The sequence below is a fragment of the Pseudoalteromonas sp. JB197 genome (assembly GCF_002332205.1).
Classification (GTDB): domain Bacteria; phylum Pseudomonadota; class Gammaproteobacteria; order Enterobacterales; family Alteromonadaceae; genus Pseudoalteromonas; species Pseudoalteromonas nigrifaciens.
Genome location: NZ_NRGZ01000002.1, coordinates 95,500 through 108,655, shown reverse-complemented (window position 1 = coordinate 108,655; position 13,156 = coordinate 95,500). Strand labels below are relative to the sequence as shown.

At 41.0% G+C, this 13,156-nt stretch carries 9 protein-coding genes and 2 pseudogenes; 7 read left to right on the top strand and 4 right to left on the bottom strand.

What is annotated here, in order from left to right:
* The first annotated feature begins 79 nt into the window (after window positions 1-79).
* From CIK86_RS15705 to CIK86_RS15675, 7 genes and pseudogenes are all read left to right on the top strand, one after another.
* The gene (locus CIK86_RS15705; protein ID WP_086996878.1) at window positions 80-1,600 is read left to right on the top strand and encodes an aldehyde dehydrogenase family protein; all 1,521 of its coding nucleotides are present in this window, start codon (window positions 80-82) and stop codon (window positions 1,598-1,600) included.
* Window positions 1,601-1,901: 301 nt separating this feature from the next.
* A pseudogene (locus CIK86_RS15700) lies at window positions 1,902-2,231 on the top strand (DUF998 domain-containing protein); the annotation flags it as partial.
* Between the two features lie 262 nt (window positions 2,232-2,493).
* Window positions 2,494-2,772 (top strand): annotated as a pseudogene (locus CIK86_RS15695) (DUF998 domain-containing protein); the annotation flags it as partial.
* 104 nt (window positions 2,773-2,876) lie between these two features.
* Window positions 2,877-3,095 carry a hypothetical protein gene (locus CIK86_RS15690; RefSeq protein ID WP_024602708.1) on the top strand — a complete coding sequence of 73 codons (219 nt, stop codon included), beginning with the start codon at window positions 2,877-2,879 and terminating at the stop codon, window positions 3,093-3,095.
* 61 nt (window positions 3,096-3,156) lie between these two features.
* Window positions 3,157-3,696, top strand: coding sequence for a GNAT family N-acetyltransferase (locus tag CIK86_RS15685; RefSeq protein ID WP_086994676.1), 540 nt, complete (start codon window positions 3,157-3,159; stop codon window positions 3,694-3,696).
* Window positions 3,697-3,752: 56 nt separating this feature from the next.
* Window positions 3,753-4,010, top strand: coding sequence for a hypothetical protein (locus CIK86_RS15680; RefSeq protein WP_086994673.1), 258 nt, complete (start codon window positions 3,753-3,755; stop codon window positions 4,008-4,010).
* 178 nt (window positions 4,011-4,188) lie between these two features.
* A complete protein-coding gene (locus CIK86_RS15675) occupies window positions 4,189-5,661 on the top strand; it encodes a S41 family peptidase (RefSeq protein WP_086994670.1) in 1,473 nt (490 codons plus the stop codon).
* A 72-nt stretch (window positions 5,662-5,733) separates the two neighbouring features.
* On the opposite strand, the gene CIK86_RS15670 is transcribed toward CIK86_RS15675, so the two are convergent.
* The 4 genes from CIK86_RS15670 to CIK86_RS15655 form a co-directional block, all read right to left on the bottom strand.
* Window positions 5,734-8,727, bottom strand: a complete 2,994-nt coding sequence (locus CIK86_RS15670; protein ID WP_086994685.1) for a TonB-dependent receptor — start codon at window positions 8,725-8,727, stop codon at window positions 5,734-5,736.
* Between the two features lie 74 nt (window positions 8,728-8,801).
* Window positions 8,802-11,459 carry a glycoside hydrolase family 16 protein gene (locus CIK86_RS15665; protein ID WP_086994667.1) on the bottom strand — a complete coding sequence of 886 codons (2,658 nt, stop codon included), beginning with the start codon at window positions 11,457-11,459 and terminating at the stop codon, window positions 8,802-8,804.
* A 271-nt stretch (window positions 11,460-11,730) separates the two neighbouring features.
* Window positions 11,731-12,519: a sterol desaturase family protein gene (locus CIK86_RS15660; protein WP_086994663.1), complete on the bottom strand. Its 789-nt coding sequence runs from the start codon at window positions 12,517-12,519 to the stop codon at window positions 11,731-11,733.
* Window positions 12,512-13,156 (bottom strand): CDP-alcohol phosphatidyltransferase family protein, encoded by a 645-nt coding sequence (locus CIK86_RS15655; protein ID WP_086994661.1) that lies wholly within the window; start codon window positions 13,154-13,156, stop codon window positions 12,512-12,514. Before CIK86_RS15655 ends, CIK86_RS15660 begins: the two co-directional genes overlap by 8 nt.

Here is a 13,156-nt window from a genome sequence, read left to right as displayed (position 1 = left end):
CAGCACTTGATTAAATATAAAGCAAAAAGACTTATTTAATAGCTCGACTTTTAGTTAATAACAACAAGAGAGTGTCACTATGATTTATGCAAATCCAGGCGAAAAAGATGCACTAATTACCTTTAAAGCGCAATACGAAAACTACATTGGTGGAGAATGGGTAAAGCCAGTAAACGGCCAGTACTTTGAAAATATTAGCCCTGTAAACGGCAAAGTGTTTTGCAAAGTAGCGCGCTCCGACAAAGACGATATTGAACTTGCGCTCGACAAAGCCCACGCAGTAAAAGCGCAGTGGGGTACTACATCGGTTACCGAACGTAGTAACGTATTACTGAAAATAGCCGACCGTATTGAACAAAATTTAGAGTTACTTGCAGTTGCCGAAACGTGGGATAACGGCAAAGCAATTCGCGAAACACTCGCGGCCGATATTCCACTAGCCGCCGATCACTTTCGTTATTTTGCAGGTTGCCTGCGCTCACAAGAGGGCGGTATTAGTGAAATTGATGAAACTACCGTTGCCTATCATTTTAATGAACCGTTAGGTGTAGTTGGGCAAATAATTCCGTGGAACTTCCCAATACTAATGGCAGCGTGGAAGCTAGCCCCAGCCTTAGCTGCGGGTAACTGTGTAATACTAAAACCAGCAGAGCAAACCCCTGCCTCTATTTTAGTGCTGATGGAAGTGATTGGCGACTTACTGCCTGCGGGCGTACTCAACGTAGTTAATGGCTTTGGTAAAGAAGCAGGTGAAGCCCTGGCTACCAACACCCGTATTGCTAAAATCGCCTTTACGGGGTCTACCCCAGTGGGTTCACATATTTTAAAATGCGCCGCCGAAAACATAATTCCATCAACGGTAGAGCTAGGTGGTAAGTCACCCAATATTTTCTTTAGCGATGTAATGGACAAAGACGACGCGTTTTTATCTAAAGCAATAGAGGGCGCAATACTGGCCTACTTTAACCAAGGTGAAGTGTGTACTTGCCCATCGCGACTATTTATTCAAGAAGATATTTACGAGCAATTTATTGAACGCATTTTACAGCGTACAGCACAAATTAAACGCGGTAACCCGCTAGATACCGAAACCATGGTAGGTGCGCAGGCGTCTAAAGCGCAATTTGATAAAATATTAAGCTACATCGAAATAGGTAAAAAAGAAGGCGCCGAAGTACTTACCGGTGGCAACGTAGAGCAGTTAAGCGATGATCTTAACGGCGGGTATTACATTCAGCCTACTCTATTAAAAGGCACCAACGACATGCGGGTATTCCAAGAAGAGATTTTTGGCCCAGTTATTTCAATGTCGACCTTTAAAGACGAAGCCGAAGCGTTGGCACTTGCCAATAGCTCTGAATTTGGTTTAGGCGCCGGTGTATGGAGCCGCAACATGAACCAAGCGTATCGTATGGGGCGTAAAATTGAGGCCGGCCGTGTATGGACTAACTGCTACCACATGTACCCGGCTCATGCCGCGTTTGGCGGTTATAAAAAATCAGGTATTGGTCGCGAAAACCACAAACTCGCACTGGGTCACTACCAACAAACTAAAAACCTATTAGTAAGCTACAGCGAAGATCCGCTCGGCTTTTTTTAATAACGCGTTTTAGTTTAAACAAACAACCTATAAGTAATGAAAGCGCTACATTTTTGTAGCGCTTTGTTTTTTAAAACTAATACCGATAGCATTTGATTAGTGGTTAATTATAATGATAAAGAAATGATTTATTAATGAGGCGCTGGGTTGAAAAAGTAGATTAAAGGTTCTAGCTCAGGGCTGTTATGACTAGGTTTCAGGCTGTTTGTACAAGCTCACAGCTCGTCACTCGAAGCCGGCTCATTTTCTCCTCTGTGTTCAAAAAGGCTTTAATGAATTAATCACAAAAAGGATTATGGTGATGTTTGAAACGATTGCGATTTATTCAGGGTTAATAGCCACATTATGGATATTCATTGGTGTTTATGTAGCAAGTCGGTTTTATGAAGGTTACAGTCATTCTAAACAATTTTGTAGTGAATTAGGTGCAACTGGAAGCCCAACTGAAAAACTGTCACCGCTAATTAATAATTATCCTTTAGGTTTTCTATTTTGCTTTTTTGGCTGGTATTTGGCGCAATTGGCTAATGTTTCTATATTGGTTAATATTGTTGGTTGGTTAGTTATAGTGCATGGTATTGGTACCTGGGTTGCGGGTTATTTTCCTATGGATGCTGACCCATTTACTAGGGCCTGTTTATCTTTCGAGGTTAAATTTGCAGCAGTGTGTTTGGTATTTAGGCAAGGCAGAGCCTATGTAGTGTGGTTATTCCCCATAAATAGGCGATAACGCAGCATAAATACCAAACACGCGCTGCCTGAAGGTTCGTCCTAGGGACGATTAACTCTTTGTTGCTCGGCTTTTACTTAGCCCACTAGGTTACAAACCTCGCGCCACGATTAAATCGTCCTTAGTTAGAACAAATTTTAATCCTGAAAGGTCAACAGGCCCTAAACATCCAACTTTTAGCTGCAAGGTTCACTCTTGGGCTGGTTTTATTATGTTACTTTCGCTGGTTGTAGCACCAATATTAATAGCTATTAGTCCAACCACAGAAGTTATCTCTCTATACTTTCGTGTTTTTTCAATTGTTTCTGTTATCGCCACAGTTTATTATCTGTTTGCTATGGCTAAAGCAATAAAACTACAAAGTAACCCTGGTAGCTATCAACGTATCTCTTATGGTATCCAATTAAGTTGGTTAAGTGTTTTTTCAATAGTGTTAATGTAATTTTAAACTAATTTAAATCGTCTTCAATAATTTAGAGACTTAACTCACTAACGACTATGATTTATTTCAGCTTATTATTTGGCGCCACAACTCAAGGAAGGCTCATGAATATAAACCACGCTAAATTCCGTTTTATTTTACTAAAAGGTGTTCTAGGCTGGGGAATTCCTACAGCTATTTTATTTCAATTAATTATGTACTTTACAGGTGAGCAAGATTTTTTTGATGGAATCATTTCATCTTTAATAATATTTCCTTTAGTAGGCATATTATTTGGATACTTTTTGTGGCATTCGAAATATAAAAAAGAGCGAAATAACTGAGATAACAACCTTAATCACTTGTTTGTTGAAATTTTTTAGCTTTGATAACAAGAAGGTTTGAGTGACAATTTGTGAAACCCAAAGGTTGGTTATCCGGCCATTCTCAATTGATGATGTGCCGGCATTAAGTGAAATTCTTAGTGACGATGAGGTGATGAAATACTCAATTCGTGGTGTGTGCGATGAAGCTGCAACTTGTGAATTTATAAAGTGGTGTATACAATGCTACGACTCATGTGGTTTGGGCCCATGGGCATTAATAGATAAACATAGCGATTTGCTCATTGAGTTTTGTGGCGTTTCTCCACAAAGTTTCGCGGGTAACGAAGAGCCTAATTTAGGGTATCGATTAGCGGTCGATTTTTGGAATAAAGGCTTAGCCTGCGAAGCGACTAAAGGTGTTTTAAAGTATGTGTTTACGCAAACTAATCATCAATCCGTCGTTGTTATTATTGAACCTGAGCATATTGCGTCATTGAAAGTAGCAAAGAAAATTGGCTTTACAGACTATAGCAATCATGAATTTCATGGTCGTGCCGTACAGTTATACCGATTAACTATGGCGCAGTGGAATGAATGGACTTCTTTAGATGCTACTTAATGTAGCTATCTAAAGCTCAAGATAGTTAACGTTGATTTGTTAAAAGGAAATTTTTAATGGATATAGATTCTCACATAGTTAAACTTGAAAAAAACAACCGAAAGTTATTTAGTGCATCTCATTATTTGGGACTTACGATAGCGATGGCTGTTATTGTTTTGTTGTTAATGTTTTATTTCAGCCCATTGATAGGGCTTGCTTGTTCAGGTTTTGCTGCTTTCTTTTTGAACTTTTTCTATTCACAGTATAGCTTTAGAAAACTCAACGCCCGCATAACACTACTGCAAACCAAAATTGAACAAACGTCTAAGTAAGGTGTTGCTCTAAATTTAAAGCCAGTTCATTTTAAATCTTACTCGTTGTTAGCTGCTTTTAATGTTGTTAAGTTACTGCTATAAAAATAATTTGCTGATACTTATTTGATTTAAGGTATTTTTAGTTCCACCAAATGAGTTTACAGTAATTATATAACCTAATTTAAAATGGATTTTCATGAACATAAAAACAAAAATAGTTAGCCGTACTTTATTGAGTGCTTTATTAATTACGCCTACCTTGAGCATGGCAGAATTAGCAGTTACTCCTCAAACCTCAGCGCAATGGCGCAGTGTTACTGATCGTGATATTGAAGCTGCTTACAGTATTTCGGCAAAAAACCACCCCGGTATGTTTGATGTTAACAACCCAGTCTTTCCTGAGCTATTAAAGCAAGCAAAAGCAGAAGCACTTGCACTGTCTGCTAAAGCGAGCGGGCCGCAGGTTCATGTTGCGGCAATTGCGCGTTTTAGTACTGTGCTACAAGATGGTCATGCAGGTGTGTTTTCAAGCGTTGAACGACCTGCTCGTCGTTGGCCTGGTTTTAGTGCCGTTTGGCGGGGTGATGCATTAAAAGTGTATTACAGTGAAACAGATAATATAAATAAAGGTGATGTGATAAGTGGATGCGATGGGCAAAGTACCGAGACGTTAATGCGACAAAGAGTGTTTAAATTTCATGGACAGGTTACACAACCTGGGCATTGGTGGCAGCAAGGTTGGCGGTTACTAATTGATGAGGGCAACCCATTTTTAACACCTCTAAAAGAATGTCAATTTGTTAAAGCCAATGGGCAAGCTTACAGTAAAACTCTTGATTGGTCTGTTCGGCCAAAGAGTGTAAGTAAGCATTTAACACATGCCTATAATGGGGATGAACTTACAACCGATTTAACTTGGCCTGCGCAAAACATAGCGTGGATTGCTATGCCCAGTTTTGCAAATAACGATAAGCAAACTCATGATTACAATAACCTGTATAAAAAAGTGACTGATCAACGTTCTAAGTTACTCAGTGCAAAAACGGTGGTTTTAGATCTTCGTCATAACCAAGGTGGCTCGTCGTATTGGAGCTTAAAGCTTGCAAAAGCGTTGTGGGGTGAGCAAGTTGTTGAACAAAAAATGGATAACTACTCAAAAAATAGCCGAGTTTGGTGGAGAGCGTCAAAAGATAATACTAGCCATGTTAAATCATTAATTGAAGTGTTGAAAGATCAACCTAAAGCACAAAAAGAATTTAAAGAAATAGCTGCAGGTATGGCGCAGTCACTTGAAAAAAATAAGCTATTTTACATCGAAGAGCCGCAAACTAAATCAAACCTAAGCGAAATTACAGTGCCAGTAAGTGACTTTAAAACACAGGTTTTTGTTATTGTGCCGCCACAGTGTGCAAGTGCGTGTCTTGATGCCATTGATGTATTTAAGCAGTTTTCAAACACTCAGTTATTTGGCGCGCCAAGTAGTGCTGACTCACTGTATATGGATGTTCGATTAGCTGAGTTACCCTCAGGTTTAGGTAAAGTGATAGTGCCTAATAAAGTGTATGTGAATAGAGCAAGAGGAAAGGGCGATTATTATAAACCCGATATTGCCTATAACGATATTGATTGGACAACCGATAAGCTATTAGAAAAAATTAAACAGTTATAAAAAAAGCCGCTCAGTGAGCGGCTTTGACTTTTCAACTATAAGGGGTAATCAAAACTGTATTTGGGCAATGTATTAATTGCCCATAGAGTATCTAACGCCAAAGGCATAACGAGGGCCGTATTGAGCCGCGCTTAAGAACTGACTTTCGAAGCGACTGAATGAACGCTCGGTTTCGTTGGTTAAGTTCACACCTTCGAAGAATACCGTTGTGCTTTCGTTAACTTCGTAGTTCACACTAATATCCCACTGTAAGTACTCTTCTGCGTATTGTGGAGGAGCCGTAGCACCTGAGTCAGGTAAACCTTGCGCAATTAAGTACTCATCACGCCATGCACCGGTAATTTTCACCGATAAGCCATCTTTTTCGTAAAAGCCTTGTATGTTTGCAGAATCACTTAAACCAGCTAATACTGCTTGAGAGGCAAGGTAGTAGTTATCGTACTCTACATCACCATCAACAACGGTGGCATTAAAGCCTGCACCAAAGCCTGAGTCGCCAAACAAGTGCTGAACAGCAAATTCAAAACCGTTTACTTTACGTGAACCAACGTTTTCAGGTGAATTGATGGTCCATTCAATCAGCGGATCAGTCGCTGGATCTGGTAATATACGGTTGTTTTCACCAATGCCTACGCCATTAGCTACAATTTCATTGTAAATTGCAGTGTCAGTTGCTTGATCTCCACGACCTTCAATGGCGGCTACTGCATTGTTCCAACGCTCACCTAAATACACATCATGTAAACCTTCAAAGGTAGTTTTTACCTGGGTGTTATCAATCCAATTATCTACGTCTTTCCAGAATAGACCGACAGCAGCGTAACTGCCTTCGCTGTAATAATACTCAAGGCTTAAATCTAGATTAGTTGATTTAAATGGCTCTAAGTTTGGATTACCACGGCTACCACTTCTTGAATTTAATTTAGGTGATGGTGTTAAAGCCAAGTTACCTAACATATCGCCAAGAGTTGGTCTGGTGATTGTTTGTCCCCATGATGCGCGGGTTACTAAGTCATCCGTAAGATCGACTTTAATATCAATCATAGGAAGTAGTAAGTCGTATTGTCCTTCATAGTCTACTTCAACTAATTCGCCACCAGCGGCAAATTGAGTTAACCACTCTGAACCGCCTGCCCAGTAAACTTGTTCCGCTACACGACTTTTTGCTGGGCTGACAATATCAGTTTCTTCATAACGAAGACCTAAGTTTACAAATACGTCGTAGTCGCTAACGTTAAATACCCAGTTGCTAGAAAGGTAAACACTAATGGTTTCTTCTTCTACTTCGTTAGTTGGGAAGTTATCAAAGCTACCAATTCGGTAATAATCACTGCCAATTACGTCTTCGGTCAAATAAGCACTTTGACGAGCAAATGCTTCATCAAGGTCATAAGTGTAAGCATAACCTGGCGCTACGCCGTTAGGACCAAATGAAAATTCATCAAGGAATCCGCTTAAATCAACCCTTTCGAACATCGCATCTGGGAAAATTTCAGCGAATGTACCGTTGTTAAAGCCAGGTGCATTGGCGTTATTAGAGCCGCCCCAACCACTGAGTGTTTGCTTAGTGTAAGCCGCACCAAATTTAACGGTTTCAAGACCAATATCTGTATAAGTAAATAATTTACCGTCTAATTGTACTTGAGAAACTTCTGACTCACCTGGTGTTCTGGTAAAAATACTGTAGTTAGAACCAATTTGATTTGGACTTACTTCTTGTGTGCCGTTGTTCCAATTAATATTAAAACCCGGTACATCGCCTTCGCGGAAAAAGTATTCTTTAGTAGATAACTCTGCTGAGCCCAAAATAATACGGGCATTAGAGTTTAAGCCAGGATCTTTGCCATTATCTGTTGTGGTTTTTGAAGTATGGGCATCAAAGTTAAAACTAAGGTTTTCTGTTGCTAACCATTCAACATTAATACCGGTTGCTTTTGAGTCTACCTCGGCAGTTTCACGAAATGCCGTGAATGAGGCATCATCACCAGCTGAGTTATAGTAAATAGCGGTGCCATTTTCATCTAGCTCATAGGCATTACCATTACCACCAAACGAGCCGTTCCAAATACCCCACGATAACGAATTATTACCCGTTGTTGCATTTGAAATTGTGTGATCTAGTGTAAACGTTAAGTTATCTGTTGGTGCAAACTGAAAAGTGGCTTGCGCATTTAAACGTTCACGCTGAATATCATCTTTTGAAAAGCTGACTTCTTGTGGGAAGAAAGCGGCAGATACAAATTCACCATTATCCCCAGCATTAGGATCGAAAAACTGCTTAGCTGGGTTACCATCTGCATCCATTGGGCGGTTATCAATTATGTTTTCAGCATCAACAGATAGGTTAGGGTTGACTAACCAAGAGCGTACATTGGCTGCTTGGCGCTGAAAATCACGACGGTGGTATGAAAAGTTAGCTGAAAAACCAAACATTTCGTCAGCAAAAGTATTGCTGTAAATACCTGCAATTTCAGGTGTTACTTCATCACCTTCTTCTACCGATGTATCGTGAATGCCTTTAGCCATCAATGAAAAGCGCTGACCCGGCTTTTGTAGAGGTTTAGCGGTAACAATATTTACAGTTGCACCAAGGCCACCTGTTGGTGTATCCGCACGCGCTGTTTTCATAACTTCAAGTGAACTAACGCCTTCAGATGATAAGTTCTCAAAGTTAAATGAACGCGTAAAACCGGTGCCTGCCATTTGACGGCCGTTAAGTGTTACAAGGTTAAACGATGGGCCAAAACCACGTACGGTAATTTGGCTACCTTCACCGTTTGAGCGACTTACCGATACACCCGTAATACGTTGTAGCGATTCAGCTAAATTAGTATCTGGAAATTTACCCATTTCTTCAGCAGAAATGGCATCAACCACGCCTGATGCGTCACGCTTTACATCCATCGAACGGATTAATGAACCACGAATACCTTTTACTTCAATAACTTCTAGTTCAGGTTCGGCAGTATTTTCTTGCGCAGCATAAGCGAAGTTAAATGTGCTTGCAGCGATGATAAGTGACACAGAAGCCGCTAGTGGGCTTTTTTTAAACTTATTTGTGTTCATAATTGCTCTGCTTTTACTTAATTTATTACGGTAAGTAGGTACTTGTAATTTAGTACCTACCACTGAATTAGGGTTTATGGGTTAGCGATAACCACATTGTCGATACGATAAACTGCACCTTCACCTGTTCCCCACGCTGGGAAAACCATCAGTACATTGATATCGCTAATGTCTAAACCTGCATCAAATAATGATTGCACTGTAAACGTGTATGTTTGCCATTGCCCAATAACCGGTACTTCACCTTCAACGCTTTGTGTAAGAGGAAGCTCTACCGCCGTTGCTGCACCTGTTGACTCAATTTTAAATGTCCACACTGAGTCAGGATCATTTGGTGGTGTCACCATTTTCATTTCAAATTGCACAACACCATTTGCTAATATTGCTGATGCATCAAAAGAAACCCCTTCGTCAGCTAAAAAGCTCATTACTGTTGGTGTAGCACCAATAACAAACTCAGCCACTGTGCCGTGTTCAGCATCGTCAGTTTCTTCAGTCGGTGTAGAGCCACCACAACAGTCCCAAATACTCCACATATCTGCGGCTGTATCTTGGAAAATAGTGATTTCATCGCCTGCTGATGCACTCGGATCGTACATTTTAGCGTTATCAACACGGTAAACCGCACCTTCACCTGTGCCCCATGCTGGGAATATCATCACTACATCAATGGCACTTACATCTAAACCGGCGCCCGCTAAGTCAGCGAATGTAAAAGTGTAAGTTTTCCACTCACCAGCAACGGGTGCATCGCCAGCATCGGTTAATGGAAGCTCTACCGCTGTATCGCCTTCATTAGATTCAATCTTCATTGTCCAAACAGCTGCTGGATCATTTGGATTTGACATTACTTTTACATCAAACTGTAGTACACCATTTTCTAAAATACTTGTTGCATCAAATGGTTTACCGCTACCACCGGCTGAGGTGCGAGTGTTGAAACCCATTACAGTGGGGGCTTCGCCAATGCTAAACTCTGCGGTTAAACCGTGTTCTTCATCGTCCATTGCTTCAATTGGTGTTGAACCGCCACAACAATCCCACATTGGCCAATCTAAGTTTTGTCCGTCTGTGAATAGGTCTACAGATGGTGATTCACCAACATCGCCTTCAATAGCAACATTGGTAATTAAGTACTCAGCGCCTTCACCTGTTTGCCATGTTGGAAATACCATTAATACATCAATGGCACTTAAATCTAAGCCTCTTTCTTGTAGTAAAGAAAGTGGGAATGTATAGGTTTGCCATTGGCCAGTAACAGGGGTTACACCTTCATTACTATCGCTAAGGGCTACATCGCCGGTATTAGGACCACCATCACCCGCTTCAGCTTTTAATAACCAAGTAGTTGAAGATGTTGGCGGGGTTACTACTTTCATATCAAAGGTGAGTCGACCATTTAAATCAAGTAGAGGTGATGCATCAAATGGAGATGAAGTGCCAGTAAAATCATCTGGGAAGTGACCACCGCGGGTAGAAAACCCAAGCACAGTCCCGTTATTATCGTTAATGTTAAACTTAATTACCTCGCCTTTGTCAGCATCGGTAATGGTTTCTGGTGTGGTTCCACCGCAACAATCCCATGCGATCCAGTTGGCATTTAAGCTGCCATCAAAAATATCAAGATTCTTTGCAACACCATCACTTGGCGGGGTAGGTACAGGGGCTTTACCTTCAACAAGTGCATCTTCTAAGTTGTCGTAACCTGGGCGGACTGCTTCACAGCCTTTACTTGTGGTTGGGTTAGAGGCACATTCGTAAACACGCACGTAATCAATCTCAAAGCTTTGACCTTCTGCAAATGCTGCAGCGTCAACGCCTAAGTTATTTACGTTTTCAGGCCAATCACCACCAACAGCATTGTTTAATATAAGATAAAAGTCTTTATCAAATGGGGCATTATCCCAATGCGTTGTTAGCTCGCCGCTACCTTGTTCAAAGTATTCAGCAAACCAGCCTTTGTGCTTTAAGCCAACGGGTTCGTCTTTTGAATTGTAACGAACTTCAGAGCGACGTTGAGTGGCGTATAAATAGCCATCTACGTACCAGCGAATTTCGCCTTCTTGCCATTCAATTGCGTAAGTATGAAAATCGTCTGCAGGATTCATCCCTTCAGGGAATGTATATGCTTTACCTGAACTTGAGTTATTTGGCCATTCACGGCCATAGTGAAGTGTGCCATGAATATTAGCTTCAACGGTGCCATCTTCAGCAACTGTTTTTAAATTTACCGCTTCTAAAATATCAATTTCGCCAGAGCGCGGCCAAGTACCATATTCTTCATCGGTTGGCATCATCCAAAAAGCTGGCCAGCTACCTTGACCCGAAGGCAGCTTTGCACGCATTTCAAAGCGGCCATAAGTAAAGTCTGCGTTGTAACGGGTGTTTAAACGGGCTGATGTGTATGGTTTTTCTGCGCCTTCTTCAGCAGGTAAGGCGACTATGTTTAGTACACCGTCTTTTATAAAGGCGTTTTCTTCACTGTCGGTGTAACATTGTTTTTCGTTGTTACCACCGCCAGCGCAGTTTAATTCAAAGTTCCACTTGTTAGTATCAATACTAGTGCTGTCAAACTCATCGTTCCATACCATACGCCAGTCAGAGACTGGTTCAGTAGGGTTTACTTTTTCAATATCTGTAGTAGTGGTTGCTGCGTCACCACCACAACCCGCCAGAGATGCTAATGAAATAGCAGCCAAAAGGCGAGTAATGCGTGTTGTTTCAATGTTCATAACTGAACCCCGTTCAACTGATTATTGTCAGAATATAGTGTATTTGTTGATTTTTTCATTTTTGTAAGCGCTTACATTTTTATGTGTGATAAATGTAAGCGCTTACAAATAATATGGGGGATTTTTAACTGGGTCAAGAAATTGTTTAAATAATTTACAATTGATTTACTTTTAACAGGGTGTTTTTGTTAACAGGAACGGTTAAATGCCCAAGTAATGTTATAAATAAAGGTTTAAAAGGTGTACATGGGCGTTTTCATTAGCCGTATTGCTATTTTTTTAATGGCATTATTAACAATTGCCACAAGGATGAATTTTGTTCGGGGTTTGGGTATTGGCTCAAACCAAGTGCAATACGTTTATCAGGCTGGTTTGCCTGTGATTTATAGCTGCCAAAAAGTCTATCCCACCAAGTAACACTAAACCCAAAGTTACTGTTTGTTTCTTCGGGGTTTTGGCTGTGATGTATGCGGTGCAGCGCTTGGGTGATCAGGATTAAACGCAGTGGTTTTTCTATTGCGTTTGGCAAGCGAATATTTGCGTGGTTAAACAGTGCTAACCCATTGAGTGTTATTTCAAATATAAGTACTGCAATGGCGGGCACGCCAAGAGCAGTTATGGCGGCAAGCTTAATCAATATGCTAAGACCTATTTCAATAGGGTGAAAGCGCAGGCCTGTACTGGTATCTACATGCGCATCGGCGTGGTGTACGCGGTGCAAACGCCATAATAGTGGCACTTTATGAAACAATCTGTGCTGCCAATAAATGAGTATATCGAGCAGTACAAGGCTTAGCACTATGGCTATTATGCTAGGTATGGCTAGTTGGTTAAATAAGCCAATGCTGTGCTCTTGATTGTAAAGTGCTACTGCGGTTAAACCAAGTGGTACAACTAAGCGCGCAATGATAGATGAGGCAAACACTAAGCCAAAATTTGCAAACCAGCGAGTGCTGCTTTTAATGGGCGATTGCCTTGCGGGTTGTCGCCATTCAAGCAGCATCATTATGACTAAAATGCTAAAAAAGCAACCGAGTCGCCACCAAACTTCGTTAGTCATTATTATTTATAACCTCATTGGCTTCTTGCTGTTTAAGTGTGTGGTAGCCGCCATGTATACGGGTAAATATGGTAATGGCGCAGGCAAAAGCAAATATACCAGCGAGGAGGGCAAAGTGCTGCGGCCAAATACAAAAGGCTATAAATAGCGCTATTGTTTCTGTGCCTTCGGTTAAGCCATTTAGGTAGTAAAAGCTTTTGTATTTAAATTGCGGTTTTTCGAGCTTAAACTTTTCAGCGGCTATGGCAAAGGCTAAAAAGCTTGAACCCGTGCCAATAAATGCAGCGAGTAATATAGCGCCTGCAATGGCGTTTTGTTCGGGGTTTGCCAAAATAAAGCCAAGCGGAATGGCCGCGTAAAATAAAAAGTCGAGTGTAATATCTAAAAAGCCGCCGGCGCTTGAGCTTAAATTAGCATGGCGTGCTAGTGCGCCATCAAGCCCATCTAAAATGCGATTTAAAACAATGGCAGCTAATGCGCCGTACCACATTTCAAAAGCAAGTAATGGCACTGCGAGCAAGCCAATTAAAAAGCCAAATACTGTTAGCTGATCGGGTGTTATGCCGCATTTATGTATTAGCATTACCACAGGCTTTAACAGTGGTTTTATTACAGGGGTGATAAATTTATCTAACAT